Source organism: Paenibacillus tyrphae (genome assembly GCF_027925525.1).
In the GTDB taxonomy this organism is placed as follows: Bacteria; Bacillota; Bacilli; order Paenibacillales; family NBRC-103111; genus Paenibacillus_G; species Paenibacillus_G tyrfis_B.
Window position 1 is genome coordinate 327458 of record NZ_BSDJ01000001.1, and the last position, 17542, is coordinate 344999.

At 53.7% G+C, this 17542-nt stretch carries 13 protein-coding genes; 6 read left to right on the forward strand and 7 right to left on the reverse strand.

Going from position 1 to position 17542, the window contains the following annotated elements:
* Positions 1-24: 24 nt before the first annotated feature.
* A complete protein-coding gene (locus QMG93_RS01505; protein WP_281933129.1) occupies positions 25-918 on the reverse strand; it encodes an AraC family transcriptional regulator in 894 nt (297 codons plus the stop codon).
* 133 nt (positions 919-1051) lie between these two features.
* Here QMG93_RS01505 and QMG93_RS01510 point away from each other — a divergent pair, with 133 nt between their 5' ends.
* Entirely contained in the window at positions 1052-1816 is a 765-nt protein-coding gene (locus QMG93_RS01510; protein ID WP_281933130.1) for a phytanoyl-CoA dioxygenase family protein, read from the forward strand.
* 323 nt (positions 1817-2139) lie between these two features.
* Here the strand turns inward: QMG93_RS01510 and QMG93_RS01515 are convergent, their stop codons facing one another.
* The 4 genes from QMG93_RS01515 to QMG93_RS01530 form a co-directional block, all read right to left on the reverse strand.
* A complete protein-coding gene (locus QMG93_RS01515; protein ID WP_281933131.1) occupies positions 2140-2481 on the reverse strand; it encodes a DUF1801 domain-containing protein in 342 nt (113 codons plus the stop codon).
* Between the two features lie 14 nt (positions 2482-2495).
* On the reverse strand, positions 2496-2897 hold the full coding sequence (locus tag QMG93_RS01520) for a VOC family protein (RefSeq protein WP_281933132.1): 402 nt from the start codon (positions 2895-2897) through the stop codon (positions 2496-2498).
* Between the two features lie 139 nt (positions 2898-3036).
* Positions 3037-4311 carry an RNA polymerase sigma factor gene (locus tag QMG93_RS01525; protein ID WP_281933133.1) on the reverse strand — a complete coding sequence of 425 codons (1275 nt, stop codon included), beginning with the start codon at positions 4309-4311 and terminating at the stop codon, positions 3037-3039.
* Positions 4308-4739 carry a YciI family protein gene (locus QMG93_RS01530; RefSeq protein ID WP_281933134.1) on the reverse strand — a complete coding sequence of 144 codons (432 nt, stop codon included), beginning with the start codon at positions 4737-4739 and terminating at the stop codon, positions 4308-4310. The genes QMG93_RS01525 and QMG93_RS01530 overlap by 4 nt, the downstream gene beginning before the upstream one ends.
* A gap of 350 nt (positions 4740-5089) precedes the next feature.
* Between QMG93_RS01530 and QMG93_RS01535 the strand changes: the two genes are divergently transcribed.
* Positions 5090-6733 carry a glycoside hydrolase family 19 protein gene (locus QMG93_RS01535; RefSeq protein WP_281933135.1) on the forward strand — a complete coding sequence of 548 codons (1644 nt, stop codon included), beginning with the start codon at positions 5090-5092 and terminating at the stop codon, positions 6731-6733.
* 359 nt (positions 6734-7092) lie between these two features.
* On the opposite strand, the gene QMG93_RS01540 is transcribed toward QMG93_RS01535, so the two are convergent.
* Positions 7093-8886, reverse strand: a complete 1794-nt coding sequence (locus tag QMG93_RS01540) for a hybrid sensor histidine kinase/response regulator transcription factor (RefSeq protein WP_281933136.1) — start codon at positions 8884-8886, stop codon at positions 7093-7095.
* Positions 8887-9186: 300 nt separating this feature from the next.
* Here QMG93_RS01540 and QMG93_RS01545 point away from each other — a divergent pair, with 300 nt between their 5' ends.
* Complete coding sequence (locus QMG93_RS01545) at positions 9187-11364, forward strand: serine hydrolase domain-containing protein (protein ID WP_281933137.1); 2178 nt, start codon at positions 9187-9189, stop codon at positions 11362-11364.
* A gap of 71 nt (positions 11365-11435) precedes the next feature.
* Here the strand turns inward: QMG93_RS01545 and QMG93_RS01550 are convergent, their stop codons facing one another.
* Positions 11436-12398, reverse strand: coding sequence for an NADP-dependent oxidoreductase (locus QMG93_RS01550; protein WP_281933138.1), 963 nt, complete (start codon positions 12396-12398; stop codon positions 11436-11438).
* 122 nt (positions 12399-12520) lie between these two features.
* On the opposite strand from QMG93_RS01550, the gene QMG93_RS01555 reads away from it, so the two are divergent.
* From QMG93_RS01555 to QMG93_RS01565, 3 genes are all read left to right on the forward strand, one after another.
* The gene (locus QMG93_RS01555) at positions 12521-15640 is read left to right on the forward strand and encodes an ATP-binding protein (RefSeq protein WP_281933275.1); all 3120 of its coding nucleotides are present in this window, start codon (positions 12521-12523) and stop codon (positions 15638-15640) included.
* Between the two features lie 68 nt (positions 15641-15708).
* On the forward strand, positions 15709-16521 hold the full coding sequence (locus QMG93_RS01560) for a MerR family transcriptional regulator (RefSeq protein WP_281933139.1): 813 nt from the start codon (positions 15709-15711) through the stop codon (positions 16519-16521).
* A gap of 35 nt (positions 16522-16556) precedes the next feature.
* Positions 16557-17516, forward strand: coding sequence for a hypothetical protein (locus tag QMG93_RS01565; protein WP_281933140.1), 960 nt, complete (start codon positions 16557-16559; stop codon positions 17514-17516).
* The last annotated feature ends 26 nt before the right edge of the window (positions 17517-17542 follow it).

Consider the following 17542-nt stretch of genomic DNA (forward strand, 5'->3'; position numbering starts at 1 on the left):
CGAATAGGGTACGGCCCCGTACCATCATTCCGAAGCTTTCTTTTCATGTATAGCCTCCCGGTATTTGCCGGGGGGCATTCCTATTTTGTGGGAAAACGACCTTGTGAAGTAATGAATGCTGGAAAATCCGGATTTCTCGGCAATTTCGATCAAGGATAAGTCGGTATGCTTCAATAAATGCACGGCGCGGCGCATTTTTTCTTGTTGAACGAAGTGGATATAGCTCATTCCGAGCTCCTGTTGAAACAACCGGGACAAATGGCGACTGGAAAGATGAAGATAATCGGCCACTTCCGCCAACGTCATCGAGTGCGAAAGGTTGTCTTTCACGAAACGGATCGCCCGGTTCAACGCGTAGGCGGCTGGCTTATAGCCGGAAATGCCGAGGCCCGCAGACGGAGCTTCAGCTTGAAAGGCGGAACAGAAAGAGAATAATAACGATAGAGCAGCGCTCTTCACGTAGTGCTCTGTTATGGGGACCGGTTCTTGCAAATGCTTCAGAAGTGCGGTCCAGATTAGGGTCGTGGGATTCGCGTACGCATCGGTGATCAAAATACGATCGACAACCGCAAGCTGCCGAAATTGCCGGATAATGGCAGGGTCCGTGTTCTCTTCGTCGACTTCGAAAGCGACGTACAGGAGAAACATCCCTCTTTTACTGCGAATTTGGTGACGGATGCCCGGGCGCGATATAAATAACGTCTCCTTGCGCAGGGGAAAGAGATCGTCACCGTCCATGTACATTCCCTCTCCTTCCCGGACATAGCAGATTTCAAAGAAGGAATGCTGATGCACAGGATTGTCAAAATGAGCGGGATCGATTCCCCAGTAATGGATGGTGAAGGAGGCGGATGGGTTCCGAAGATGCGGGACAATTTCGTTTAAATAGGCTTGAATTTTATGCGGATGGTCGAACATGGTCCGGCTCCCCCTTGGCATGGATGTCCGAAAAGTGCAATGACATGACTGATTTGATCAAATACAACCAGCCGGTTTCTCTCTACAATAACATCATGGATGGCGATCCATCAATGTAGGGGAGGCTGACAGGATGATTACCCAGGAGCAAGTTGATTTTTATCATCAAAACGGATATTTGTTGGTGAAAGGCGTATTCAACAGCGAGGAAGTAGAAGCGATGCGAACCGCAACGGATGCGATTATCGACCGTGCGGCCAAATCGAAGTTCGATCGAAGCGATACGTGGCAAGGCGATTATTTGCCGCCGGAGCAGTTGAAGAAGCTCGTATTAAAGGGCTTCCACGATGTGCATTATCATGACGCGGTATTTACCCGGGCGCTCTGCCATCCTAACATGGCGGCCGTGCTATCCAGATTGATTGGCCCAAATGTACAAGTCCACCATTCGAAGATGCTGGTCAAGCCCCCGGAAAAAGGCGCAGCGTTCCCGATGCACCAGGATTACCCGTATTTTCCGCATGCGAATCATTCGATGATCGCGGCAAGTATCCACCTGGACGATTCCGACATGGAAAACGGCTGTCTGTGCGTCATTCCCGGGACTCATAAAAACGGCCCGATGCCGCACGTAGGAGCCCACTATCTGAACCATAAAGAGTATCCGATCTCATCGGGTACGCCTTGCCCGGCAAGTGCGGGAGATGTTCTGTTCTTCAATTACTTGACGATTCACGGCTCCGACGTCAATCGAAGCGCACGGCCGAGAAGGAACGTGCTGGTCCAATACCGCGATCCCGAGGATTTGCCGACGGAGGAAGTTCACGTGAATTGGGGGCAGGGACTTATGGTTTGCGGCCATAATCCGATATTCAAGGAATATAAAGGGGCTCACTAGGTTAGTTTTGCAAGCTAAGCCAAAAGTTATAGAGGTGTACGAGGAGGTGGGGTATCCACTTCCGATCGCTGCTCCACCCCGCAAAGTGAAGTTGAATCAAGGAAGCTTAGTCCGATTACTTTGCGGGGACCCCGGGTCCTCGGGAAATTTGATTGGAAGCCGCTTGTTAGCGGACATTTCCCGAAGACAAAGGCGGCCGCTATCGCTTCTCCAGTGGATACCCCACCTCCATATGTATCTCTATTTTTGTAAAAACCTACTTTCTCTACACTATGGGGCTGTCATCTTGACAGCCTCTTTGCTCGATGCTTGCACGGATTCGGCTATAAGGAAGCGGAAGCTTGACTTAACAGCGATGCTAATTGATCGTAATCCACCGCTTGTCCGCTGCGGAGTTTGATCGTTTTTCTCTCGGGAGGGCCGTCAAACTGGGCTTCGGGGAATTCAATTCCGCCGGGATTGAAAATCGTAAAGCTGACCGCATCCTTCGACGTCGAGATCACGGCCGCGTACTTGCCGTTTTTCAAGAAGTGAGGCTTCTTGTATTGGATGCGCTCTTGAACGTCCGGTATCGTTTGAAGGATCATCTCGCGGAGACGTGTGGACATTTCCGCCTGCCACGGTTCTTTGATTGCGTTAATAAATTCGATAACTTCCTGACTCATCCTATTTTCCCCCTTTATTGTCCCTGCTTCACAATCTGCCAAGTGATTCCGAACTTGTCAACGACCTCGCCGTAATACGCGCCCCAAGGCTGCAAAGCGAACGGATATTTGTCCGTACCGCCCTTTCCTAAATTGGCATAGGCTTCCCGCGCTTCGGCTTCATCGCCGAACGACAGCGCCATCGCGATTCCGCCGTTCTTGCTTACCGGTCCGAAGGAGTCGGACATGAACAAAACATTCCCTCCAGCCACCGTCATCGCCATGTACATCACTTTGTCTTTATGTTCCTCCGGTGTACCGGGGATTTCGCCGAACGTGATCGTGGATTGAATCTCTCCGCCAAGCGCCTGCGAATAAAATTCGGCTTGCGCTCTGGCATTCTCCGAAGAAATGAATGGGGTTAGATTGGCTTTCATATGCAGCATCCTTCCAGTGATTGGTTGTGCCGGAGTACAAAATGGAATGTTGAAAACCGGCCTTTATTCATACGACGATCGGGATTCGACGAAATCGACACGATCGCAAAATATTTTTAAAAAAAAGAATCGCTCATCTCTAAAGACGGCCATCTTCCGTACCCGCAATACAATCGGAGGCGCGCCCCAGAAGCAGCGCCTGCTCGCGCGCGTTATGGGTCAGAGATGCGGCACGCTTGAACTCCTCGCAGGCCTCTTTTAATCGGCCCAGCTTGAACAAGAAATCGCCGCGAACGCTCGGCAGTAGATGATAACCTTTCAACGACGGCTCCGATGCCAGCGCATCGACGATCTCCAGCCCCACCTCCGGGCCAAACGCCATCGCGAGCGCAACGGCGCGGTTCAACTCGACGACGGGGGATGGCGCTACTTGACACAGCGCTTCATACAGCGCGGAGATACGCACCCAATCGGTCTCCTCCGACGTACGGGCTCGCGCATGACACGCCGCAATCGAGGCCTGCAGCGCGTACGGGCCAAGCATCCCGCCGATCCGTTCGGCGCGCTGCAAGGCGGTCAGACCGCGGCGGATCAGGAGATGATCCCATAGCGCCCGGTTTTGATCCATGAGGAGGATCGGCTCTCCCGTTGGACTTACCCGCGTCTTAAACCGCGAAGACTGAATTTCCATAAGCGCGACCAGACCGTGAACCTCTGACTCGCCAGGGACGATTTCCGCGAGAATCCGTCCGAGTCGCAGCGCCTCCCCGCAGAGTACCGGACGAATCCAGTTCTCCCCGGAAGTCGCAGAATAGCCCTCGTTGAACATAAGATAAATGACCTCGTACACCGACTGGAGCCGAGCCTTAAGCTCGGCCCCCTGAGGCACCTCGAAGGGTACGCGCGCGGCCGCAAGGGTCCTTTTGGCCCGAACGATCCGCTGGGCGACGGTTGGCTCCGGAACGAAGAACGCATGCGCGATTTCTACGGTGGTCAGTCCTCCCAGCAGCCGCAGTGTGAGCGCCACACGCGCCTCGGACGAAAGCACCGGATGGCAGGTCGTGAAGATCAGGCGCAATAAATCGTCGCTGATATCGCCGTCCATCACCGCGTCGAAGTCGTCTTCGTGCCGGGACTCCATCTCGCGGCCCAGCTCTTCGTACTTCCGCCCGAGCAACTGCTTCCTGCGCAGCCAATCCAACGCCCGGCGCTTCGCGGTCGTCATGAGCCAAGCCCCCGGGTTGTCCGGTATTCCCGTTTCCGGCCACTTCTCAAGCGCGATGACAAGCGCATCCTGCGCGAGATCTTCGGCCACACCGACATCCCGTACGATTCGTGCGAGGCCCGCGATGATTTTGGCCGATTCGATTCTCCAGATGGCATCGATCGTGCGATGGGTCGAGGACGGCTTCACGATTGCTCCGGCTTCCCTTGCTCCCGGATCATGGCATGCAGAGCCAAGGAATCCGGGTCCTCGGTCAACTCCGTCGTCTCGATCACCTGACGCAGCTCAATGACCCCCTCGCCGTTACCGTGCGGGTCCGGCATACGCATCGCCCATTCAATCGCCTCTTCCCTCGACTTCACCTCGATGAGCGTGAATCCGGCGATCAGCTCCTTCGACTCGGTGAACGGGCCGTCGACGACCTTGGGCTTGCCGCCGGGCTCCGGGTAGGAAATACGAATCCCGTTCGAACTGGCGTGAAGTCCTTCCGCGGCCAGCAGCACGCCGGCCTTCACCAATTCCTCGTTATACTTCATCATCGCGTCAACGAGCTCCTGGCTTGGCATAACGCCTGCTTCGGAGTCTTTTGTAGCCTTTACAATCATCATGAATCTCATGGGTGATTCTCCTCCTTTTTTTGGCTCAGAGACCCGAATTAGGCCTCTCGAATTTGGCTTCTATTTATACGACGAACGAATCCCGACCCCATCGACACATCCCAAAAAAATATTTTCAAAGACGGTCGAATGTTCCTCCACGTACTCCCTATGTAAGATTTACTAAAGCAAACTACATTTTGATTCTATCAAATTGGCACTTGAAGTGTGAAGGGCTGCCCCATTTGTCGACGGAGCCCGATGCTTAGGGGAATCTTTGAGATAAATAGTAAATTATATCTATATATAATATATTTTGTATTTCATATACTAGAAAGTGAAATTAATCCAATCGTAATAGGAGGTTAATTATGAAACCTAAGTTCAACCGCAAGAAAGCGGTGCAGGTAAGCGTCGCCGCGCTGTCCGCCCTGTTGGCGCTCGCACCTTTGGAACCGGTTACAACTATCGTTTCCGCCGATGCCGGACAGCAAGCGGCCTTAGCCGCCTCGCCTTGGGTCGCCACTCAAGTGTACGTGGCCGGCAATGAGGTCAGCTACAACGGGAAGATCTATCGGGCCAAATGGTGGACGCAAGGCGATACGCCGGGCACAGGCGATCCGTCAAGCTCGCCGTGGCAACTGGTTGGACCCGACACAGGCGGTGGCAATGATGCTACTCCGCCGACGGCACCGACGAATCTTGCATCGGCAGGACAGACCGCGGACACGATCACATTGACTTGGACTGCGGCTACGGATAACATCGCTGTAGCCGGCTACGATATTTACCGCAACGGGACGAAGGTCGGCTCCTCGGCCAATGCTTCCACGTTGACCTACACCGACACAGGGCTGCAGCAGGATACCGAATACACGTATTACGTTGCCGCGAGGGATGGCGCTAACAATACGACGGCAAGCTCCAGCATCAAAGTAAAGACGTCGCTGGGCGGTCTGAACGTCGGCCAAAGCCGCGTTCTGACCGATTCGCAAATTGCGTCGATCTGGGGCGGCATCGATCCGCAATATTCGCCGGCCAATGCCGTTGCCGCCGTGCAGAGCGCACTGCCGCAGGCAGAATATGAGGCGCTGTTCCCGATCCGCATCGGCTCGCCGGAATGGCATACGTTCGCCGCTTCCAAGCCCTACTACAAACCGGGGCAAGGAGACTATTATTCTTACAACAACCTGATTGCCGCCGTATCCGAGGTGGCGAACATCAAGTACAAGCTCGAATACCGGCAGGGAGCGACTTGGAACCATCGTATATTCCGACTGGACAAGGCGGCGAAGACGGAAACGCTCATCTATCAAAATGCCGATTTCAACGCTTCGTGGAACTTGACGGTACCGATCGTCTCCAAAACCGTCGATTTCGGTTCATTCCTCAAAGAAGGCACTGCCGCGAACCGTAAGCGCGAGTTGGCGGCCTTCCTCGCCAATATTGCGCATGAAACGGGCGGAGGCTGGGCGACGGCGCCCGGCGGCGAGCTTCGTTGGGGCTTGTTCTGGAACGAGGAAGTGGCGTACATCAACAGCACCAACATCGGCTATGTGCAGACGCATGCCGATTACCCGCCGGTCGCGGGCAAATCGTATCATGGACGCGGGCCGATCCAGCTGAGCTGGAACTACAACTACGGCTTGTTCAGCGGCATTATATACGGCAATAAAAACACGCTGCTCCAGCAGCCGGAGCTCATCACGAGCGACGGCAAATTGGGCTTTATGACCGCGATCCTGTTCTGGATGACCCCACAGCCGCCGAAGCCGTCGGCCCACGACGTCATGGTTGGCAATTGGACGCCTTCGGCGGAGGACATTGCCAAAGGGCTTACCCCGCCGGGCTTCGGGATTACGATCATGATCATCAACGGCAATCTGGAGGGCAATAAAGACGAAACCGACAACCGGATCGGCCGCCGGGTCGGTCATTATCGCGACATTACGACAAAAATGGGCGTCGACATTACCGGCGAGAAGCTGAACACGCTCGGCATGAGTCCTTTCTAGCACGCGCTCCCCTGCACAAGAGGCCAGCCTACACCTGAGTGTACTATATAAAAGAGCCGTCGCTACTGCGACGGCTTCAGAGTGTTGAGAAAGTGGTCAAACGGGATTATAGAGGTAACGAAGGGGTGGGGTATCCACTTCCGACCACTCTTGTCTTCGGGAAATTTGATTGGAAGCCGCTTAATAGCGGACATTTCCCGAAGACAAAGGCGGCCGCTATCGCTTCTCCAGTGGATACCCCACCTACGTATGTTTCTCTATTTTTGCTTAGACCACTTTCTCAACAAGCTTGAGCCGCCGCTACTGCGACGGCTTCCACTCTTCTATAAGCCTTTCCCTCCATTGTCAGGAACAGGCGTTTATACGATATTCTCCACTCGCGCTAATTCAATCGCTTCTTCACGGTTGCTGACACCGAGCTTCGAGTAGAGAGTCGAGCAATAATTGCGTACCGTTCCCTCCGATAAAAACAGCTTGGCGGCGATGGACTTGTAGCGCAGTCCGTCCGACAGATGCTGTAAAATCTCCATCTCCCGCTTCGTAAGCCCGTACGGATAGTTCTCTTGCTGCGGGCTGTACTTCTCCAGCTGCTCACGCTGGCGCTTCATCTCTTCGAATACACGCGTGGCGATTGACTGATCGATCCACGTTCCCCCGCTATAGATGAGCTTCAAGGCTTCGGTCAATTCTCGCGGATGAAGCGACTTCAGCATATAGCCTTCCGCCCCGTGCTCCAGTGCGGTTGCCGCCTGTATGGAATCCTCAAACGTCGTCATGAGCACAACCTTCATGTCAGGCCAGCGTTGTTTCATCTCAAGCAAGGCTTCAAGTCCGTTCATCCCTTGCATCCGAATATCCATGAGCACGATATCCGGCCGGGATCGCTCGCAATGTTCCAATGCCTCGTGCCCGTCCCCGGCCGTACCGACGATGATAAAATCAGCATGCTTCTCTAAAATATGCTGCAAGCTGTCGGCAATGATCGACTGATCGTCAACAATCAGCAGCCGGATATGACCATGCACAGGCGCTGCCTGCAAAGGAATATTACATATGACGACGGTTCCTTGTCCTAATTGTGAATGAACGGACAGCGTGCCGTGAAGTTGCTCAAGCCGCTCCTTTATCCCATTTAGACCGAATCCAAACCGGATGGAATCCGTGCCGATGCCGTTGTCTTCGATTTGTAACCGAAGTTGGTGACTATCGAAATGCATCTGAACGGATACCGCGCTCGCTTGACCGTGGCGAACCGCGTTGGTGAGCGATTCTTGCAGACAGCGATATAAGCAAAAGTTCATTTTCTGCAGCACGAGTGTCTCGTTGCCGATCACGCGGAAGCTGACCGTTACCCCTGTAGACTTCCTGAATTCTTCGGTTAATTGCAGCAGCGATTCGCTTAACGAATGGTTTAACGGGCCATGAGAAAGCTGGTGCAGATGGTTTCGGATATCATTCAGACTGCGCTGTGCGATGCCGACAAGGGAATCGATCCGTTCAATCTGTACAGCAGGTACAGATGAGCGGAGTGATTCAACGCCGACGATCAGCGAGGTTAGCGCATGGCCAATCGTGTCATGCAGCTCATGTGACAGCCGATGGCGCTCCTCCATCAGCGTAAGCTCCTCGATTTGTGTAATGTGCCGCTCCAGCAATTGCTTCTGCTCTTGAATGATTTGGGCTTGTTTATGGGACTGAATTAATATACTAAACGCGAAGCCGATGGCGAAACCAAAGCTGCAGCTAAACATAAACTCGTAGGGGAGCCGATCGGCGAGCCACCCGTTCAATGCCGGAAAAACGAGGCCGCAAGGGATACCCGTCCACACGTACGTTCGCCGACTGCTGGCCAAGCCTATAATTACCGCGAATAAAACGAAAGACCATAGCAACCCCGGCGCTGCATACGCCAAATACAAGTGGAAGAATCCAGCAAATAAAACTTCGACGGCCAGATACCAGCTTCTTTTCCGATATTGAACGATTGGCGGAATGACATAAACCAAGAGAGCAAGCATCCCTACAATCCACAACGGCGTTATGATCATTGACGGGTTGATGAAACCGGAGATGACGATAATGGCGAGCCAAGTGGTCCGTATAGCAAGAACCACCCAATCATACAAAAACCATTTTTTTAGTATGGATAACACGGATCAGGTACACCTGCTTGCCTTTTTTATAAGTAAGAACAGTTCCGGATATTCAGACCTATCATGCACCATATCTTCCCGATTCGTCAAGCCACAGAAGGGAGGGAACATTTAGAATTTGACCGTAGCAAGCACGTCACATAAGACAGTTGACAGTTTGTCATACGGTAAATATGACAGGGCCAAGTACGATGTCATTTAGAAGCTTGGCGGTTTCGTCACTGTCCAATTTAACAACCTCGGAGATAAAGTTAGGGGGTGAAGCAATACAACATTCCAAACTAATAGGAGCGATGCGTTATGAAATCATTCATCATTCAAAAAGGGGCTGCACTTACATTAACAGCCATATTGGCGGGTACGCTGGTCTTCCCTGCTTATGGCACTCTACACGCGGCAAACGTGGTACAAGCAGCGGTTAAAACGCCAACCCAACAAGCTATCGATAAAGCCGCCAATACCAAAAATATTCCAGGTGTTATCGTTAACGTGAAGAAAGGGGATGCGAGCTGGTCCTATGCTTCCGGCGAAGCGAATATCGAAAGGAATCATAAGGTGGACGGCGACTTCTCTTTCCGGATCGGAAGTACAACGAAGACGTTTGTCGCTACAGTTGCCTTGATGCTTGCCGGCGAGAAGAAGCTAAGTCTCGACGATACGGTGGAGAAATGGCTGCCGGGACTCGTGCAGGGCAATGGATTCGACGGCAATAACATTAAGATTCGTCAATTGTTAAATCATACAAGCGGTCTCCCGGACTACTTGACTCCGGAATTAAGGACGAATTTAGTCACAAATCCGGGCGAAGTTTATACAGCCGAACAGTTAATTGCCCGTGCTTTGAAGCAGAAGCCGGTAACGGGTTTTCAATATTCGAACGCGAATACGGTTATTATGGGGCTCATTATCCAGAAGGTCACCGGGGAAACCTATGCCCAGCAGATTAAGAAACGAATCATTGAACCGCTTCAACTTAAAGAAACGATCCTCCCCGGCAGTTCGCCGGATTTTCCGAAAAAACATGCCCGCGGCTACCTGGATACCGGAGATAAATTAGTAGATATTACTGCGCTTAACCCGTCGTGGGCTAACGCTGCCGGGGAAATGATCTCGACAGGACAAGATATCACGACGTTTTTCCGCGCCTTATTGGGCGGAAAGCTGTTGACGCCGGAGATGAAAAAGGAAATGCTGACCAACACAGTCGACTCCCCATGGGGAAAGTACGGACTTGGCATATTCGCAACAAAGCTGCCTGACGGTACCGTCGTATGGGGGCATGGCGGAGGTATTCCCGGATTTACCAACTTTGGAGGCGGAACGGAAGACGGTCAACATGTCATCTCGATAAACATCAATGTGGTGAGCGATGCGGAGAAGCAGATCAACGATATTCTAGCGACGGAATTCGCAATAAAACCCCAAAAAGAACTCCCGGAGAAGGAAAAGAAAAGCAAGCATCTGGAAGAAGTCAAACGCGTCATGGATGAGGTGGTAACCTCCAAAAAAGTCCCAAGTGTCATCGCTGGCGGACTGCAGGACGGGGAACGCTGGTCCTACGCTACAGGTACAGCCAGTTACGAAGTACCACGCCCGGTGGAGCCGGATTTTTCATTCCGTATTGGAAGCATCACAAAGGCGTTTACCGCTGCCGTTGTATTGCAGTTGGCTGAGGAAAAAACATTGAACCTGGACGATACGGTCGAAAAATGGCTGCCGGGAGTCGTAAAGGGCAATGGGTATGACGGCAACAAAATAACGATTCGTCAGTTATTGAACCATACTAGCGGGATTGCGTCCTATACAGATCTTGACTTTCGAGATATTACCATTCCTCAAAATCCATTCCGTTACTATACCGTCGACGAGCTTATCGGCTTGGGACTTGCAAAGCCGCCTGTATTTGCGCCAGGGGAGGGCTGGAACTATTCCAACACCAATACCGTGCTGGCCGGTCAAATTATTCAGAAGGCAACCGGGGATACGTACGCGGAGCAGATCCGGAAACGGTTCATCGAACCGCTCGGGATGACAGAGACATTCGTAATGGAAAGTAGTCACGATATTCCGGGCAACCATGCTACAGGATACAATATGGACAGATCGGGTCGTTTGTATGATTTAACAGAAATCAATCAATCATTTGCAAATGCAGCCGGAGATATGGTTTCATCAGTCAAAGACTTGACCACCTTCTTTAGTGCGTTGTTGGGCGGAAAGCTTCTAAATGAAGAGATGATGAAGCAGATGACCACAACAGTAGATTCGCCTTTAGGTAAATTTGGACTAGGGATTTTTGAATTAAAAACACCGGACGGGCAGTCCTATTGGGGGCATTCTGGCGGTACTTACGGATTTGAATCGAGAGCCTTCGGAACTCTAGACGGGAAGCATATTATGGTAACGTGCATCAACGCGGTAGGCCCGGATGTGTATCCGGCTCACGATAAAATACTCAATAAGGAGTTTGGCCGTTAAGTTTAAAACCGGCATCGCGCCCTTGATTCGAGGACGCGATGCCGGTTTCTTGCGACTATACAACACAATCGTCACTGGGAAAATTCTCGACTTAACACAATCTTGCCGCGCGTTCGTCCGGTCTGGCTGGCAAGCTGGGCTTTCCTTACTCCATCTACGGTCATCGGATAGACTTCCGAGATGAGAGGCTTCACTTTCCCTTCTTCCACAAGCTCACGAAGTCGATTCATATTTTTCCCGTCCGGCCGGGTAAACACAAATTCCGTCCGAAGGCGCAGGTCTTGTTCGAGAGCATCGGCAACATCCGTACGTATGGCATCTCTGCTGCTGATAATCGTAGCCACGACCCCGCCCGGCTTCATCCATTTCACGGCATCTCCATAAGCGGAGCCGCCTATGGTATCAAACAGGAAATCAAACTGTAGCGAAGACTGAATGCTCCCCGTGTCATAGGTCAACACTTCGTCCGCTCCCAATTCACGTACAAACTCAGCGTTCCGCATGCTGGTAGTGGCTGCTACATATGCGCCCCGCGCTTTCGCCATTTGGATGGCAAGGGACCCGACGCCTCCGCTGCCCGCCAAAATCAGGACACGGGTTTCCGGCCCGGCCTGTCCGACCTCCTCGATGGCCTGCAGAGCTGTGAGACCGGCTAACGGGAGAGATGCAGCTTCCATATAAGATATACCCTTGGGCATCTTCGATACGATAGAGGCAGGAACTGTGATTTCATCTGCGTAAGTCCCGAAACGATCGAACAACGGGCGGAAAAACACATCGTCCCCGACGTGGAAATCTTGTACGTTGGCTCCTGCAGCCATGACCGTTCCAGCCGCATCCCATCCCAAAATCAGAGGAAGTTCAAACGCGAAGTCTTGCTTTAGCTTGCCCTCTCGCACCTTCCAATCTACCGGATTCACACCGCTCGCCTGAATGCTAACCAACAAATCGTCGGGTCCAAGCTGCTTTGCCGGCAATTCAATGGTTCGCAATTCATCGACACCGCCATATTGTTCGATTCCTATGCCCTTCATCCAAGACAACCCCCTTCATCGTATCATTCTCTCTTTTATTATACATTTCCTGATACTAGGAGCCCACTTCACCGGCCGTATTAAACAGGAATACGCCAAGTTCCGTCGAACTTCTCCGTATGATGCAAATGAAAAATAACACCACGCCTAAGTATATAGCGACTATTATATTATTTCTCGGCATTCTCCTCGGCCTGCGCTGGACTTGGACCGAAATGTTCCCCACCTTGGAGCACCCTCGCCCCGTCCATGGCGTGCTCGATTTGCGCGGTGTGGACTTGGATCAATCCCCTACCATCTCCTTGGATGGCGAGTGGCAGTTCTACCCCGGAAAATTAGTATATCACCGGGACGCAGCTTTGGCGGAAGACGAACTTCGCCCGATTCAGGTTCCGGGAGATTGGAGCAGCCAGTTAACGAACGGCTCGGATCACTCGTATGGGTACGGAACGTATCGGCTGCGCATTTTGGTCGACCCGCTGAAGCAGCCTATTGCTTTTTGGTTGCGCGGCATACAGGCCTCATCCAGTGTGGAAATCAATGGGCAGGTTGAGTCCAATATCGGAAAGCCTGCCGAACATGCGCATGAGTATACGCCCGAAAACGTCTCCTACACGGCCTCCTACGATACAATGGGGGCCACAGAGCTTGAATTGCTTATCCGGGTGGCGAATTTCGACGACCCTTATAACGGTGGGATCTTACGCCCCATTTACTTTGGCTCCCAAGCGGCGATCGACTATACGCGCTGGTATTCCATCGGGTTTCAACTGGTTACGTTTATCGTTCTGATGCTTCACGGGATGTATGCCCTTATCCTTTATACGTTTAACCCGCATGAACGGACGTTGGTCATTGTCTTTCTCCTGACGCTGGCAACCGGAATTTCCATTACGACCGGTCATGATAACCTGCTCTTGCTCTGGCTGCCGATCAACTATACATGGGCGCTGAAGATCCGATTGATCGCCCTCCTGTGGCATTCGTATTTCATGCTTCTACTCTTTCGAAGGTTCTCTTCGGCTCCTCCGAAGAGCGCCGGTTTGCGGGTACTCAGCGCGGTACTCCTTGCTTATACGGGATTTCTGTTCGCTGCCAATGCGGCATGGGTGAATGGATCGGTTGACTTGGGGATATTTGCTTGCTTCTATTTGCTCCCCTTCGTCTGGTTTGCTTATACGGCAGGAACGATGATCTTCGGGAAGCATGCCGTCAAGGACGGCGTCTTTTTGGTGATGTCCGCGGTCGGTATTATGTCGAGTTTTCTCTGGAGCCTGAGGAGCTCCTATACTCCCGTTTACTATCCGATCGATATTATTGCGGCGATTATCGGCTTTTCGGCCTACTGGTTTAAACAATATTTCCGCAACGCCAGGGAAAACGCCGCCCTCAACGATCAGTTAAGGAAAGCCGACAAGCTGAAGGATCAGTTTCTGGCCAATACGTCGCACGAGCTGAGAACGCCGCTCCACGGCATTATCAATATCGCGCAGAGTGTCGTGACCAAAGAAAAAACGAAGCTGAACGAGCGCAGCCTGAAAGACATGGAGCTGCTGATTACCATCAGCCGCCGCATGTCGCATATGCTCGGCGATCTTCTCGATGTCGCACGGCTCCAGGAGCACCGCATCGTGCTGCAGCAAGAGCCTCTGCACATTCAATCCGTCGTGCCCGGCGTCATCGGCATGCTTCAATATATGCTTGAGGGCAAGCCTGTCCGACTGCATATGGACATTGCGGAATCGATGCCGCCGGTCATGGCCGATGAGAAAAGACTCGTGCAAATTATATACAATCTGGTGCATAACGCCCTCAAATACACGGAGGAAGGAACCATTTCTGTGTCCGCCGAGACCCGGGAAGGGCACGCCGTGATCCATATCTCCGACACTGGGGTCGGGATGGACAAGGAGACCCAAGCGAGGGTATTTCTCCCTTATGAACAAGGATCTTATGGCATTAGCGACGGCCGGGGCATCGGACTTGGGTTAAGCATATGCAAGCAGCTGGTCGAATTGCACGGCGGCGCGTTGACCGTCCACTCCGAGCTTGGGAAGGGCTCCGTGTTCAGCTTCGACCTGCCGTTAGCTAACGTGTCGCCGCTTCTCCCGTCGCCGCCGCAAAATCCGCTTCAGCCTCCACTGATCTGGGACGCAGCGGAAAACGTGCGTGCCGCGGTAATGGCTTCGGATGCCTCCATCGGCGAATTGGCTGCTTCCGTCCTTGTCCCGCCGCTTGAGGATGATGGGAAAGCGAATATTTTGGCCGTGGATGACGATCCCGTCAACTTGAATGTGCTTGTTGGCATCCTTTCATCGGAGCCGTACCGGATCACGACCGCTCATTCCGCCCGCGAGGTGCTGGAGCTGCTGGGTACGCAGCAATGGGATCTGCTGATTGCCGATGTCATGATGCCGCAGATGTCCGGCTACGAGTTGACGCAGAAGGTAAGGGAGCAGTATTCCTTATCCGAGCTTCCGGTACTGCTGCTGACCGCACGCAGTCAGCCTGCCGACATCTATACCGGCTTCAAGTCGGGTGCCAACGATTACGTGACCAAGCCGGTCGACGCGCTGGAGCTGCAATACCGGATCAGGGCGCTGATCACGCTGAAGCAATCCATCCAAGAACGGTTACGTATGGAAGCCGCCTATCTGCAGGCGCAAATTCATCCTCATTTTCTGTTCAATACGCTGAATTCCATTATGGCGCTGAGCGAGATCGACACGGAAAAAATGCGCCAGCTCGGCGATGCGTTCGCGTCCTTTTTGCGGATTAGCTTTGATTTTCTCAATACGGGAAAGCTTGTAGAGCTGTCCCACGAGCTGGAGCTTGTGGAAGCCTACTTGTTTGTTGAACAAGAGCGGTTCGGCAGCAGGCTGTCGGTCTTGTGGGAGGTCGACCCGGGCATCGACTTGCTTCTCCCCCCGCTTTCGATCCAGCCGCTGGTCGAAAATGCCGTTAAGCACGGGCTTCTCAGTCAACACAAAGGCGGGACGCTTCGTATCCGGATTGCCCGACAGGAGGGGGGCATCCATATTGAAGTCGCGGATGACGGCAAGGGCATGGAGCCGGACAAGGTCGAGCAGCTATTGAATCCGGCGGCCAAAAGCAAGCGCGGAATCGGACTTTCCAATACGAACCGGCGCCTGACCCAATTGTACGGTCTAGGTTTGTCCATTCGCAGCAAGCTGAACGAAGGAACCACCGTGTCCTTTGTCGTTCCGGACAATAGGAAATAAAGTCTTGACCTTGCCCCTGCGGCAATCTTGTAGGATGGGATCAGACCAGTGAGAAAGGAGAATCCGCCATGCTTACCGTTGGGCAACTGGCGCGCATTTTTAACGTGTCCGCCAAAACGCTCAGACACTATGATGCCGTCGGCTTGTTCACGCCCGTCAAAGTCGGCGAGGAAAACCAATATCGCTTCTACTCGCCCGAGCAGCTGCCCGAGCTGCGCCGAATTTTGTTTCTGCGCTCCATGGGGCTCAGTATCGAGATCATACGGGAGCTCAAACGAAACGGGACGCTGGGGGACGCCGAAAAGCTGAAGCCGATCCTCTTGGAGCACGCAGACAGCATTCGTGACGAAATTGGGCGCCAACAAAAGCTTCTGGCTGCGGTTCAGCGCATGGTCGACTATATTTCCGTTACGGGAGGAACGAACATGGAACCGAAGCTGGTGAAAAAAGCCGCTTTTACCGTTGTCGGGATGGAGTGGAACAACAAAAGCAGCGAAGGCGGCATTCCCCAATTGTGGGACCGATTCGTACCGCGGGAGGATGAGATTCAGGGGAAATTGCAGCCGGACATCTCATATGGCGTCTGCATCCCCGGTTCGAACGGAGATTTCTCGTATATTGCCGGCTATGAGACGACGGGAGAGCACATTCCGAACGGCATGATGACATTCGCGGTGCCGGAACAGACCTATGCCGTGTTTACCCACACCGGCAGTCTGAGCCGTCTTGGAGAGACAATGGAGTTAATTTACAGCAAGTGGCTGCCCCTGCACAGTCTGGAGCCGTCGCAAGGCATGGACCTCGAAGTATACGACGAACGGTTTACCGGGCCGGAAGATGAACAAACCCAAATCGATTTGTACATCCCGGTGAAGCCTTAAAGTCGCAACTATCCAAAGGAGGCAAAGATCTTACGATGGTTACTCAAAAGGCGCTTGCGCACGTTACCTACACGGGCTCCGGCCCGTACTGCTACGCCAACTCCTTCGCGATGATGTTCGGCGCGGACTCGCCCTCTCCGGCCGTGATCGAGTTCGCTACCGGCAGCCCGTTCGGGATGCAGCTGATCGGCGGCACGCTGCCGTTCTTCGATCCGTACGGCTGGGACCCCGAGGCAGGCTTCGACGACGCGCTGGCCGCCCTGGGCTGGACGTCCACGGTGACCAAAGGCGGCGACGCCGACGAGGCCCTCGCCCGTCTCAAAGCGTCCCTGTCGGACGGCCCGGTGTGGATCGGTCCGCTGGAAATGGGGCATCTGCGGCATCAACCGGGCATGACCGGACCGATCGGCGCCGACCATTACGTCGTCGTTCTCGAAGTTGACGACGAACGCGTGCTCATGCACGACCCGCAGGGCTATCCGTACGCTTCGCTGCCGCTGAGCGACTTCATGACGGCCTGGCGAGCCGAGACGCTCAGCTACGGCGATCCGTACACGATGCGCACCGGCTTCACCCGGATCGCGGAAGTGTCCGAGGCAGATGCCATAAGAGCGTCGATCCCCGCCGCGATCCGCTGGCTGTCGATGGAGGGCGATCACAGCATGCCGCCGGGCACCCTTGGCAACGGCGAAGCCGCTGAAGGGCTCGCGGCACTCATCGAGCGCGGCTGCGACAGGGAGCTGCGCGACCATCTGATTCACTTCGCGGTCCGGGTCGGCGCGCGCCGCGCCGCAGATGCCGCGACCTGCCTGGCGCGCGTCGGGTACGCCGAAGCCGCGCAGATCGCAGCCGAGCGGGCGCGAATCATCGGCTCGATGCAGCACCCGCTGGTCACCGGTGACGACGCGGCCGCCGCGGCCGCGCTGCGGGCGCTCGCACCGACGTACGCCCGGCTGCTGGCGGCGCTGGAAAGCGGGAACCAGGCGCAAGCCTAACAAAGAAGCAGGCCGATTCCTCCGCT